Origin of the sequence: Ligilactobacillus faecis, from assembly GCF_029889745.1 — a bacterium.
In the GTDB taxonomy this organism is placed as follows: domain Bacteria; phylum Bacillota; class Bacilli; order Lactobacillales; family Lactobacillaceae; genus Ligilactobacillus; species Ligilactobacillus faecis.
In genome coordinates this window covers 1,627,593-1,641,141 of sequence record NZ_CP123639.1, presented here as the reverse complement: position 1 = coordinate 1,641,141, position 13,549 = coordinate 1,627,593, and the positions used below count along the sequence as shown (strand labels likewise).

At 40.2% G+C, this 13,549-nt stretch carries 11 protein-coding genes; 1 reads left to right on the top strand and 10 read right to left on the bottom strand.

Going from position 1 to position 13,549, the window contains the following annotated elements; all coding sequences use genetic code 11:
- Positions 1 to 5: 5 nt before the first annotated feature.
- From smpB to rpoN, 10 genes are all read right to left on the bottom strand, one after another.
- Entirely contained in the window at positions 6 to 473 is a 468-nt protein-coding gene (gene smpB, locus QFX10_RS07460; protein WP_280605617.1) for an SsrA-binding protein SmpB, read from the bottom strand.
- Positions 474 to 496: 23 nt separating this feature from the next.
- Positions 497 to 2,908: a ribonuclease R gene (gene rnr, locus QFX10_RS07455; protein ID WP_280605616.1), complete on the bottom strand. Its 2,412-nt coding sequence runs from the start codon at positions 2,906 to 2,908 to the stop codon at positions 497 to 499.
- 83 nt (positions 2,909 to 2,991) lie between these two features.
- The gene (gene secG, locus QFX10_RS07450) at positions 2,992 to 3,228 is read right to left on the bottom strand and encodes a preprotein translocase subunit SecG (RefSeq protein WP_280605615.1); all 237 of its coding nucleotides are present in this window, start codon (positions 3,226 to 3,228) and stop codon (positions 2,992 to 2,994) included.
- 298 nt (positions 3,229 to 3,526) lie between these two features.
- Positions 3,527 to 5,077 carry a ClC family H(+)/Cl(-) exchange transporter gene (locus QFX10_RS07445; protein WP_280605614.1) on the bottom strand — a complete coding sequence of 517 codons (1,551 nt, stop codon included), beginning with the start codon at positions 5,075 to 5,077 and terminating at the stop codon, positions 3,527 to 3,529.
- A gap of 165 nt (positions 5,078 to 5,242) precedes the next feature.
- Positions 5,243 to 6,568, bottom strand: coding sequence for a phosphopyruvate hydratase (eno, locus tag QFX10_RS07440; RefSeq protein ID WP_280605613.1), 1,326 nt, complete (start codon positions 6,566 to 6,568; stop codon positions 5,243 to 5,245).
- A gap of 121 nt (positions 6,569 to 6,689) precedes the next feature.
- On the bottom strand, positions 6,690 to 7,445 hold the full coding sequence (gene tpiA, locus QFX10_RS07435) for a triose-phosphate isomerase (RefSeq protein ID WP_280605612.1): 756 nt from the start codon (positions 7,443 to 7,445) through the stop codon (positions 6,690 to 6,692).
- Between the two features lie 75 nt (positions 7,446 to 7,520).
- Entirely contained in the window at positions 7,521 to 8,714 is a 1,194-nt protein-coding gene (locus tag QFX10_RS07430; protein WP_280605611.1) for a phosphoglycerate kinase, read from the bottom strand.
- Between the two features lie 110 nt (positions 8,715 to 8,824).
- Positions 8,825 to 9,838 (bottom strand): type I glyceraldehyde-3-phosphate dehydrogenase, encoded by a 1,014-nt coding sequence (gene gap, locus QFX10_RS07425; protein WP_280605610.1) that lies wholly within the window; start codon positions 9,836 to 9,838, stop codon positions 8,825 to 8,827.
- Positions 9,839 to 9,893: 55 nt separating this feature from the next.
- On the bottom strand, positions 9,894 to 10,922 hold the full coding sequence (locus QFX10_RS07420; RefSeq protein WP_280607254.1) for a sugar-binding transcriptional regulator: 1,029 nt from the start codon (positions 10,920 to 10,922) through the stop codon (positions 9,894 to 9,896).
- A gap of 355 nt (positions 10,923 to 11,277) precedes the next feature.
- Positions 11,278 to 12,576: an RNA polymerase factor sigma-54 gene (rpoN, locus tag QFX10_RS07415; RefSeq protein ID WP_280605609.1), complete on the bottom strand. Its 1,299-nt coding sequence runs from the start codon at positions 12,574 to 12,576 to the stop codon at positions 11,278 to 11,280.
- Positions 12,577 to 12,882: 306 nt separating this feature from the next.
- Here rpoN and clpP point away from each other — a divergent pair, with 306 nt between their 5' ends.
- Positions 12,883 to 13,476 carry an ATP-dependent Clp endopeptidase proteolytic subunit ClpP gene (clpP, locus tag QFX10_RS07410; RefSeq protein WP_280605608.1) on the top strand — a complete coding sequence of 198 codons (594 nt, stop codon included), beginning with the start codon at positions 12,883 to 12,885 and terminating at the stop codon, positions 13,474 to 13,476.
- Positions 13,477 to 13,549 lie beyond the last annotated feature (73 nt).

Here is a 13,549-nt window from a genome sequence, read left to right as displayed (position 1 = left end):
TTGCTTCAACCGTAATTTTTTAAGGTCCGTCTGATCTCACGCTCTTGATCGCGCCGTTTGATGGTTTCACGTTTATCGTAGTTATGCTTACCTTGAGCCACCCCAAGTAAAACTTTAGCAAAACCATGCTTTAGATAAACTTTCAAAGGCACTAAAGTGATCCCTTTACCACTCGTCTCTTCGGCCAAATGTGTGATCTGCTTTTTATGCAATAAAAGTTTACGATTCCGTAAAGGATCATGATTGAATCTATTTCCTTGGGTATATTCTGAAATATGCACATTCATCAGCCAGGCTTCGCCATTTTTGATCTGGGCAAAACCATCTTTAAGGTTGATCCTGCCAGCTCGGACTGATTTGATCTCAGTCCCAGTCAAGGCGATCCCAGCTTCGAGCGTTTCTAAAATATAATAATCATGATTAGCTTTGCGATTTTGAGCTAACGGACGTTCTTTTTGTTTTTCTTTTCCCATCTTCTCAGTCCTTTATCGCTAAATTATTTTTTAGCTTCACGGCGACGTTTGTAAAAAGGACGCTTATTATTATTTTTACCACCATTGCGACGTTTATCTTTAGCATCGTTGTTTTTATTAAAGCGTCCATTTCCTTGCTTCTTATACGGACGTTTGCCACCATTTCGCTTATCAAAATGCTCACCACGCGAGCGGTCGTTACGTCTAGTAGGTAGATCTTTTGGATCAATATCTTTTAGAAGATCTGATTTAGGTGCTTTTTTCATCTCTAGAAGTTTAAAGTCGATCTCTTTTTGCTCAGCATTGACATTGACTAACTTGACTTTGATCGGTTGTCCGATCCGATAAGTCCGTTTCGATCTTGTTCCTACTAAAGCCATATGCTTCTCAACAAAAACATAATAATCATCGTCTAACTGGCTGATATGGATCAAACCTTCAACTGTATTTGGAAGTTCAACGAACATCCCAAATTTTGTCACTGAACTAACGACTGCTTCGAATTCTTCACCCACATGATCTGCCATGTATTCAGCTTTTTTCATCGCATCAGTATCGCGTTCGGCGTCGATCGCCCGTCGTTCAGCTGTCGAACTATGTTGACTCACTTCTGGAAGCTGGGCTCTAAAACGCTCTTGACTGCTTTCACCTAGTCCATGTTCGGCATAATAATGGATCATGCGGTGTGCCATCAGATCAGGATAACGTCTGATCGGAGAGGTGAAGTGTGTATAGTCTTTAGCGGCTAATCCAAAATGTCCTAGCGGTTCTGGAGAATATTTAGCTTGTTGCATCGACCGCAAAAGCATTACCGAAACCATCGGCTCTTCTGGTTTACCAGCAACTTTTTTCAAAATATTTTGCAACATCTTTGGTTCGATCGCGCTGACTTTTCCAGTCACTTCGACGCCTAAAGCAGATAACATCTCAAAAAAGGTCTTGATCTTTTCTTCTTTTGGCGTTTCATGGATCCGATAAATAAATGGTACATGCAACTCTTTATAGTGCGCAGCGACCGTTTCATTTGCTGCCAACATAAAAGATTCGACCATGCGTTCACTTGTACCACGTTCACGCAGTTGGATATCTACAGCATGCCCTTTTTCATCCACGATGATCTTTGCTTCAGTATCTTCAAATTCGATCGCGCCTCGGCGTTTACGCATCTTCAACAAGATCTTATGCAATTCCCCCATCGTCTCAAACATCGGTACAAGTTCTTTATAGCGTTCTTTTGTCTTGGCATCATCAGATTCCAAGATCTTATTGATCGCTTTATACGTCATCCGTTCTGTTGTTTTGATCACACTTTCAAAGATCTCATGCTTAACGACTTGACCGCTAGGATCGATCTCCATCGCACAAGTCAACGCTAAACGTTCAACTTTTGGATTCAATGAACAGATCCCGTTTGATAACTTAGCCGGGATCATAGGGATCACACGGTCTGTCAAATAAACTGAAGTCCCACGCTCAAACGCTTCGCGGTCAAGCGGCGTATTTGGGGTCACATAATGGGAGACATCTGCAATATGAACGCCTAAGTGATAATTTCCATTTGGTAATTTCCAAGCACTGACTGCATCATCCAAGTCTTTTGACTCGATACTATCGATCGTGACCATTGGTTCGTCAGTCAGATCCCGACGACCAACTTTTTCAGCTGGTGTCACATGATCAGGGATCTTAGCCACTTGTTCCATGACATCTTCAGGAAATTCATGTGGGATATCATGTTGATAAACGATCTGTAAAATATCGACGCCAGGATCATTGACGTTACCAATAACTTTAGTAGCGACCCCTTTGATAAGTCCTGGCAAAGTCACACTTGGGTAAGCTGTGATATCAGCTAAAACGATCTCACCCGCAACTGGATGAAGTCCCTTATCTTCAACTAAAAAACGGTAATTGGATAATTTTTTATCACGTAAACGGATCGTACCGATGATCCCTGCCGGTAAGTTTTCATCTTCATCTTCAGCTGGTAAAAATTCACCAACGACTTGTGTCAATTCACGTTTTAAGACTTGTGTGATCTTACCTTCTGGCCGTTTGCCAGTTTCTTCGTCACCTTCAGCGATCAACTCAACTTCAACTTCATCACCATTTAAAGCTGAAAGCGTTTGTGTTGGATTGATGAAAAAATCTTGTTTTTCAGGATCGACAGTTACAAAACCAAAACCACGATCATTGGCATGAAAGACCCCTTCAAACCGCGGGGCAGTCACTTCTTTTACTAAGCTGAAATTTCCTGCGTCATCAAGTTTGATCTTTTTATCGTGTTCGAGTTGTGCAACGGCTTGCACGATAAAATTGAATTGACCTGCTTTATTCATTTTCATCTTATCAGCAAGTTCTTGAACCGTAAAATTTTTTTCCGGCTCAGCTTCAAAATAATCTAATAATGATTTTCTTATCTTTTCTTTTTCCATTTAAATCCTCATATTCATTCAATCAAAATATATAGGAAAAGCCCCCTGTCGAACTTTAACACGCAGGAGGCTTTTCAGTAAAACTAGTGTGCTGAGATATATACTAAAGCTAATGAAAGCGCAAAGAAAATAACTCCAAGAACTGCCGTTACCTTTTGCATAAACGCTTCAAAGCCGCGTGGTTTTTGTTTACTGAACAAGTCAGTGGCACCACCAGATAATGCAGTTGAAGCATTATCCGTTTTAGCTGGTTGCATCAAAACAGAAATAATGATCAAGACAGAAACGATCAATAATAGTGTTAAAAGTATATTATACAATCTTTTGTACCTACTATATCAAATGTGTTCAGATGGTTAAAGATCTATCTGAGAAAGAAATATAGAGCTTCCTTTCCTAAACTTATTTATTACTGCCGACCTTCGTCTTTATGCCATACAAAATGACATAATGGCTCTAATAGCACAAGAAATATAGTCCTTATCTTCAGTACTTGGCCACACACTTTTTTCTTTCTAGCTCAAACACTGATATCTACTATATACCTTTCGCTATGATAATCTATATCTACTCTAATTTAGCATATTTACACACAATTTTCCAGTCACAAATCTACTTTTAGTTTTCACCAAGTGCACTTAGCCGTGTCAATTCTTCATTTATCCGCATTCGTGCACTTTGCGTCGTTAAAATGACTAACGTATCGCCTGCTTTCATGACCGAATCACCATGCACGATATACTCTGTTTCGCCCCGACGCAATGCCAAGATCAAACAATCTTTAGGCCACGCAATATCTTTGACAGCTCGATCTTGCAATTTCGAACCAGCAAAGATCGGATATTCAAACCGATCTTGTTGACCGCTTCGTAAAGCTAAAACTTTAGGTTCATTAGTCATTTTAGCTAACATCGCTTCATAGATCGGACGCCCATGGAAAATATCACAAACAGTATAGGCTGTTAAAGAAACTAGTGCTAGAGGCATCAAATGTTCAAGTGTCCCGACCATCTCTGTCACTAGTAAGATCGCAGTGAAAGGTGCTTTACCAATACAAGCAAAATACCCTGCCATAGCATAAATGATGCAATTGATCATCAAGCCATCAGCTAAAAGTCCACTTGCATGTGCTACCTTAAAATAAAGCGCACCGATCAAAGCGCCTAAAGTCAAGATCGGCAGAAAAATGCCGCCTGGCAAAGTCGAACCATATGATAGAGTTGAAAAAAGCAACCGTAAAATAAATAGAAAACAAAGTGCTTTAGTTGTTAGATCAAGCGTTGGTAAGGCAACGATCAAACCATTGCCTCCCCCTAAAGCAATTGGCCAAAAGATCCCGATCAAAGGTAAACATAACAAAGGGATCACACTGTAAAAACGTGGCTGTAAAAAAGATAGGCGCTGATAAAATTTAGAACAATTAAGCGTCAAGTATTCATACAGTATGCCTAAAAAACCTAAGACAACGCCCAAGACAATTAAATGTCCATACGCTGCGATCGGAAAAGTAACTTTTTGTTGCATGTGTAGAACTGGTGTCAGTCCAAAAAAATTAAATGCCACAAAATTGGCTGTAACTGCGGCTGAAAGCGCAGTCGTCCAAATATATGGTGAAAAATTATGATAAACTTCCTCTACGATAAATAATGAAGCTGCGATCGGAGCATTAAAAGCTGCTGATAATCCAGCCGCTGCTCCCCCGGCGATCAAACACCTTCGTGCTGTTTGATCCAGTTTAAAGTGTTCTGCTAGACCTTGCCCGGCCGCCGCTCCTAACTGGATCGAAGGTCCCTCACGTCCTAAAAAAAGACCCGAACCGATCGCAAGGACCCCACCTAACCATTTTCGCCATAAGACTGGCCACCACTTGAGCTCCAACATTCCTAAAAGCTGCCCTTCAACTTGTGGGATCCCAGAACCACTGATATGTGGCTCTTTTTTCAAAAATTTAGCATTAACAAAGATCACTATCAAGAAAAAAACAATAACGATGCTCCATAGGCTAGGTGTACTTGGTAACTGCCCAAATAATTTTTTCATTCCTTCTAAAAGAGCTTCGATCGCTAATCGAAATAAACTTACGATAAACCCCGCAACGATCCCGACAAGGACTCCCCGTAAGATGAAATTAAAGCGAATATAGTTTAGTTTCTTTCCAAAATTCAACAATTTATTCGTTGCATCCACCTACTATCTAAAGAAAATGTTCAAAAATACTAACTGAACTCGATTTATTATTATCCCCAAATACTTTCTATTTTTATGTATAAAAAGAGACCTGCAAAACAGGCCTCTTTTTTAGTAGCTAACACTACTAAACAGTCAATCAACTAATTATTTTTCTTCGATTGCTTGACGTGCTTGTTCGCTCAAGTTGTAGAAGGAGTTGATACCTTTGTATTGAGCAACACCGCTTGTCAATTGGTCTTCGATTCTCATCAATTGGTTGTACTTAGCGATACGATCTGTACGGCTCATAGAACCTGTCTTGATTTGGCCTGCGTTTGTAGCAACAACCAAGTCAGCGATCGTTGTATCTTCTGTTTCACCAGAACGGTGAGAAACGATAGCTGTGTAACCAGCTTCCTTAGCCATTTCAATAGCTTCGAAAGTTTCTGTCAAAGTACCGATTTGGTTAACTTTGATCAAGATCGAGTTAGCACAACCCATGCGGATACCTTTAGCTAAGTATTGTGTGTTTGTAACGAAGAAGTCGTCACCAACTAATTGAACTTTCTTGCCAAGTTCAGCTGTGATTTCTTTCCAGTCATCCCAGTTGTTTTCATCGATAGGATCTTCGATCGAGATGATTGGGTATTTAGCAACTAAACCTTCAAGGTACTTGATGAATTCAGCAGTTGTGTATTCTTCACCTGTTGACCAACGAAGTTTGTACTTGCCTGTTTCAGCATCCCAAAGTTCGGAAGAAGCAACGTCGATAGCAATAGAGATATCTTTACCTGGCTTGTAACCAGCTGCTTCGATAGCTTTGATCAAGTATTGTAATGGTTCTTCGTTGTTTGCAAAGTCAGGTGCGAAACCACCTTCGTCACCAACAGAAGTTACCTTGCCGTCAGCAGCAAGAAGTTTTTGTAAGTTGTGGAATGTTTCTGAACCCATACGTACAGCTTCTTTGATAGAAGAAGCACCAACAGGCATGATCATGAATTCTTGGAAGTCAACTTTGTTATCTGAGTGTGCACCACCGTTGATAACGTTCATCATTGGTGTTGGTAATACGTGTGCGTTTGTACCGCCCATGTAGTTGTACAATGGAACTTGCAATTCATCAGCAGCTGCACGTGCAACAGCGATAGAAACAGCCAAGATAGCGTTAGCACCAAGTTTACCTTTGTTTGGTGTACCATCTAAAGCGATCATAGCTTTATCGATCGCAATTTGGTCTGTTACTTCGTAGCCAACGATTTCTTTAGCGATCACATCGTTAACGTTAGCAACGGCTTTTGTAACGCCTTTGCCCATGTAACGAGATTTGTCGCCGTCACGTAATTCAACAGCTTCGTGTTCACCAGTAGATGCACCAGAAGGTACGATACCGCGACCAAAGCCGCCATCTTCTGTATAAACTTCAGCTTCAACTGTTGGGTTACCACGTGAGTCTAAGACTTCGCGAGCATAAATTTCTGTAATTGCAGACATAAAATATTACTCTCCTTTTAGTTTGATTGACATTTGAGAAATATTGTCCTCATTGATATTTTAAAGGTTTTGCGCCTGACTTTCAATCTATTTAATGAAGGTTCAAGCAAAATTTTATCGATTATTTATTGAAATTAACTAATTCCAAGTATGATGTTGGATCTAAAGAAGCACCACCGACTAAACCACCGTCGATGTCTTCTTTAGACATCAATTCTTTCACATTAGCTGGTTTAACAGAACCACCATATTGGATGCGAACTTTGTCAGCCACTGTTTGGTCGTATAAATCAGCAACAGTCTTTCTTACAACTGCACAGATCTCTTCTGCTTGATCTGATGTAGCTGTTTTACCTGTACCGATCGCCCAAATTGGTTCATAAGCGATCACAAGGCTAGCTACTTGGTCAGCTGTAAGATCTTTTAAAGCAGCTTTTACTTGAGCTTCGACCCATTCTTCAGCTTGACCAGCTTCACGTGTTTCTAAAGATTCACCGCAGCAAATGATAGGTGTCATGCCGTTCTTGAAGATCGCATGTGCTTTTTTGTTGATATCTTCATCTGTTTCGTGGAAGTAATCACGACGTTCTGAGTGACCGATAACAACATAGTCAACGCCCATTTCACTTAAAACTTTTGGTGAAGTTTCACCAGTGAAGGCACCTTCATCTTCAAAGTAGCAGTTTTCAGCTGCAACTTTTAGTTCTGAACCTTTAGCATTTTCTAATAAAGCTGGTAGGTCAACAGCTGGAGCAGCGATCACTGCTTCAACTTCTGTTGCCTTTGGTAATTTATCTTTTACAGCTTTTACAAATTCAGCAGTTTGTTCTGGATTCATGTTCATTTTCCAGTTACCTGCGATAATTGGTGTACGCACTAAAATCATCCTTTCAAAGTAATTCTTTAAACAAACTGGCAGGGATGAGAGCACCCCTGTCAGTTATCTTATCTCTTATTTATCAGAAACAGCAGCGATACCAGGAAGTGTCTTACCTTCAAGATATTCAAGGGATGCGCCACCACCAGTTGAGATGTGAGTCAATTTTTCAGCAACGCCTAATTCATTAACTGCGGCTGTAGAGTCCCCACCACCAACGATCGTTGTTGCATCAGACAATGTACCTAAGAATTCACCTACGCCAAGTGTACCTTTAGCAAAGTTAGGCATTTCAAAGACACCCATAGGTCCGTTCCAAACAACTGTCTTAGCATCTTTCAAGACGCTCTTGAATAATTCAACAGATTTTGGTCCGATATCAAGCGCCATGTAGCCATCTTCAATGTCGCCTTCAAAAACTTTAGAAGGAGCATCATTGTTGAATTCTGTTGCACATACGTTATCAACTGGTAAGACGATCTTGTCACCAGCTTTTTCAAGTAATTCTTTAGCTAATTCGATCTTATCTTCTTCAACTAAAGAGTTACCGATCTTGATACCTTTAGCAGCGTAGAATGTGTATGTCATCCCACCACCAACGATGATCTTGTCAGCCTTATCTAATAAGTGTTCGATCACACCGATCTTATCAGAAACTTTAGCACCACCTAAGATCGCAACGAATGGGTGTTGTGGGTTGTCAACTGCTTCACCTAAGAACTTGATCTCTTTTTCTAATAAGAAACCAGCAGCTGTTTGTGGCATGTTGCTTGCGATACCTACGTTAGAAGCGTGGGAACGGTGGGCTGTCCCAAAAGCATCATTTACGAAAACATCACCAAGTGAAGCCCAGTATTTGCCAAGTTCTGGATCATTGCCAGATTCTTTCTTGCCATCTAAGTCTTCAAAACGTGTGTTTTCAACAACTAATACGTCGCCATCTTTCATGTCAGCGATCGCATCTTCTAATTGTTTACCACGTGTAGCTGGAACAAATGTAACTGGTTTGTTCAAAAGATCAGCTAAGTGTTCTGCAACTGGTTTTAAAGATAACTTTTCTTTATCTTCTTCAGTCTTGATCCGACCAAGGTGTGAGAACAAGATAGCCTTGCCACCGTTGTCGATGATGTATTTGATCGTTGGTAAAGCTGCTACCATACGGTTATCGTCACCGATCACACCATCTTTGATCGGAACATTAAAGTCAACACGAACTAAAACTTTTTTACCTTTAAGATCTTTTAAATCTGAAACAATAAGTTTAGACATAAAGTAACCCTCCATGAGTTTGAGATATCAAAAATTAAAAAGGCAGGAGGAGTTGCCTCCCCCCGCCTCATAACCTGCATAACAAGTTAAAAATTAGCGTCAGCTAAATCTTAAAGCATGCTTGCAAATTTTTCTAATGTACGGATCATTTGAGCTGTAAAGCCAGATTCGTTGTCGTACCAAGCAACTGTCTTAACAACTTGGCCATCACCTGAACCAACAACTTGTGTTTGTGTTGGGTCAAAGACAGAACCGAATTCTGTACCGATGATATCAGATGAAACGATACCGTCAGCATTGTAACCAAATGAGTTGTTACCTTCTGTAACTTTCTTAACTGCTTCGTTAACTTCTTCAGCTGTAACTTCTTTGTCAAGAGTTGCAACTAATTCTGTTAATGAACCTGTGATAACAGGCACACGTTGTGCATGACCATCTAATTTACCGTTCAATTCAGGAACAACCATACCGATAGCTTTAGCAGCACCTGTTGAGTGAGGAATCGTGTTTTGAGCAGCAGCACGTGCGTTACGTACGTTACCACCACGATCTGGACCATCTTGTAATTTTTGTGTAGCTGTGTAAGCGTGGATCGTTGTCATTGTACCCGCTTTGATACCGAATGCATCGTTAACAGCTTTAGCAAGTGGTGCCAAGCAGTTTGTTGTACATGAAGCAGCAGAAACGATCTTGTCTTCTGGTGTCAATGTATCATCGTTAACACCGTAAACGATCGTCTTCATCTTGCCGGCTGGAGCTGAAACAAGAACTTTCTTAGCACCTGCATCGATGTGTGCTTGTGCTTTTTCTGGAGATGTGTAGAAACCTGTTGATTCAAGAACCAAGTCTACGCCATCATTTTTAACCCAAGGAATGTTACGAGCATCTGCTTCTGCGTAAACAGGGATTTCTTTACCGTTAACGATAAGTGCGTTTTCTGTAGCAGAAACTTCACCTTTGAATTGACCATGAGCTGTGTCATATTTCAATAAGTGAGCCAACATTGCTGGAGATGTCAAATCGTTGATAGCAACGATTTCCAAGTTTTCTGATGTTTCAGCAATACGACGGAATGCTAAACGGCCGATACGACCAAAACCATTAATACCTACTTTAGTAGTCATACTAAAATTTCCTCCTTTAGGAAATAAAAATTTATTTTAAAAAGTAATGCAAGCACTACTCTTTTAAAATCGCTTTTGCTGCTCCTTCATCCGTGATCAAACACGTTTGTTTTGGAGCGTGTTTCATGTAAGCCACGATCGCTTTAGCCTTTGAATGGCCACCTGCGACAGCGACTACACATTTCATAGAAGCGAGGTCTTCTAACTGGATCCCGATCCGAGGGATCTTGTACACGACCTGCCCAGCTTCGTCAAAGAAGTATCCAAAAGCTTCGCCCACTGCATGACCTCGGTCAAGCAAAGAAACGATCTCTTTTGGCATTGCACGTCGATCAGCCATATGCTTTGCAGTTCCGATACTATGGATCACTGCATTGCTTTTTTTGATCAAAGTGACGACTTCTTGAACAGCCGGTTCCTTTAATAAAGGACGGTACGTACTCTCGCTTACCTGCTCAGGCACATATAACGAACGGCTTTTTCCTCCCGTACAAAGTGCCATGCGCGCACAAACATTATTAGCCTGGATATCGATCCTTTCTCCCAAGCCACCACGAGCCGGAACAAAAAGTAATTCTCGTTCTTTTCCGATCTCAGGTGTCAAACACGAGGCAATCTGTGCCATCGTTGTTCCACCCATAGCCGCAATAATATTTAGGCCATGTGGTAATAATGTTTTTAAGGTATTAGTGACCAGTTTCCCCATCTCAGCGATGACTTCTGGTTGGAGATCACTATCGCCAGCAACAACGAGACAATTTGTGATCCCTAACTTTTGACTCAAACGCAACTCTAGCTGCTTTAAGTCCAAAAACTGATCAATAAAACTAGATAGTCCTTGAATGACTTCTTTACCCTTATCTGTCAAGACCATCCCTGCTTTTGTTGCAGTGATGAGTTCTTGTTGTTTTAAAAAATCTGCCTCGGTCCGTAAGACACGTTCACTCACACCTAAAGCTTGTGCTAACGAGCGTCGTCCGATCGGACCAGATGCTGCAATATCCTTTAATATTGCATATCTTTCACTAATGGTATCGATCACATCAGGAATTATCCTTTCGATCCACTCGATCTCTTGGTGCATAACTGCAACGTCTCTCTTTCTTTGGGACACGAAACGTCCAAGGGAAAGTTCAAAACCTTCTATCTTTAAGGTACGTTCACAAAATTTGATCCCACGATCAAATCGTTCACGCCTTCCCAAGCACAATGAAATTATAACAACTATATTTTTCTTTTGCAAGGTCTTACACGTGAAAATACCAGAAAAAAACTGAGAAATCCTTATGCATATCAAATGATTTTTAGTGGTTATCCGAAATTTATTTTGCTTTATTTGTTTACAAAGCAACAAGGACCGAACTTTCGCTCAAAACACCGATTTAAATAAGCCAAAAAAGGAACAATTTCCGAATTTCAATTCTAATAAAAATTATTTTTTAAAAACGTTTTCTCTGGCTTGACGCTGGGATATTTAACTTTTCACGATATTTTGCAACTGTTCTACGGGACACTTTTAGTCCATCATGTGCAAGTTGCATAGCAATTTTTTGATCTGAAAGTGGCTTTTGCTTATTTTCAGTTGCCACGATCTGACGCAAGCGTGTATAGATCGGCTCAACTCCGATCGCTTCTCCTGTTTCTGTATAGCTAACGACATGTGAAAAGAAACTCCGTAGTTCAAAGATCCCAAAATCACTTTGAAGATACTTACCATTGACAGCTCGACTGATCGTTGACTCATGTAATTGGAGCTTTTGAGCAATATCTCGCAACAACAAAGGCCTTAGGGGGTGTTCTTTATTAGCAAAAAATTCGTGTTGCCGTGAAACGATCTCTTGCCCGACCCGCGCGACTGTATTTTGTCTAGCCTCTAATTCGGCTAGTAATGTTGCATATTGTTTTTTCTTTTCTTGGAGATATTTTACAACTGTTTGATCTAAACTTCCTACTAAACTATCATAATATTCTTTGCGAAATGTGATCTGAGGGCACAATAATTTAGTTGGTTCAACTACGTATCTGTCTTCTTTTTTTGTCACGACCAGATCAGGAGCGATATAATTGATCTCAGTTTGATCATACGCTTTTCCTGGCGCTGCTGATAAATTTTTTATCTGCGTCAGGATATCATCAACTTCGGCTAACGTCAAAGCATATTTTTGGGCTATTTTTTCCCAAGCATGTTGTACTAAGTCATCAAAATCATTACAAACGATCTGATATGCAAGATCTGTGCGATCACCTTCATTTTCTAATTGTAATAATAAGCATTCTCGTAGATCACGTGCTCCGACACCTGGCGGATCTAAACGCCAAAGTAAAGTTAAAGCATCATCTAAAGTCGTTTGATCGAGCTTGCCTTCTGAAACGAGCTTGGCTGTATCTAGTTTCAAATAACCATTTTGATCTAAATGTTGAATAAAATAAACGACCCAGTCACGCAAGATCGTCTTTCGCATCGTCAGATTGACTTGATCCATTAAATAATCAAATAATGATTGCGTCTTTTTATCAGGCACAAAACTCAAAAGATCAACTTGATCTTTGACTGAACTGACACCAACATGTTGATTTGAAACTTTGATAAAAGGATTTTCCAATTCGACCTGAGTCAAATATTCATTCAATTCACTTGCATTGAATTTCAGCATTTGGATCGATTGTTGCATTTTTTGATTCATAACTAGCTTAGGCAATTGCCTTTGTTGCAGCTTGTTTTGTTGTTGCAATCTCATTTTTTTAGCCTTTCTAAAAAATTTTACTTGTAATTTCCTTGAATATATTTTAATATAATAAAGTACGCATCGCTAGTGTAATGGATCGCACGCAAGATTCCGGTTCTTGTAATCTGGGTTCGACTCCCAGGTGATGCATCAGAAGAAAATCGAACCATTGATCCCGTACTTTGATCGAGTACGGGATTTTTTACATATCGAGGTCTTAAAAAGATATAGTTAATTGTTTGACCATTTTTGACCAATAAGTTAAAATAGCATTACGTAGTCAATTACGACAATATTATATTTGCGGAGGTTCTCATTATGAATTTAGTTCCTACAGTCATCGAGCAATCCTCACAAGGGGAACGCGCTTATGATATTTATTCGCGTTTATTAAAAGATCGGATCATCATGGTCTCAGGTGAAGTCAACGACGATATGGCTAATGCGATCATCGCACAATTGCTTTTCCTTGATGCCCAAGATTCCGAAAAAGATATCTATATGTATATCAATTCTCCAGGTGGTTCTGTTTCGGCTGGCCTTGCGATCTACGATACAATGAATTTTGTAAATGCTGACGTTCAAACGATCGTGATGGGGATGGCAGCTTCAATGGCTTCCGTTTTAGCAACAGCTGGGGCTAAAGGCAAACGTTTTGCTCTACCTAACTCAGAGATCATGATCCACCAACCTTTAGGTGGCGCTCAAGGTCAATCAACTGAGATCCAGATCGCAGCTGAACATATCTTGAAGACACGTAAATTGATCAACGAGATCTTAGCTGAACATTCTGGTCAAGATATCGAAACGATCGATCGTGATACTGAACGTGATAATTTCATGACGGCTCAACAAGCAGTCGACTATGGGCTGATCGATGGGATCATGAAAAATAAAAAGAAGATCAAATAATAAAAAAAATGAGGTCAAAGGTGTGACCTCATTTCAGAATGTAGACTAAGTCATCAGAGTATGTGCTCTGGTG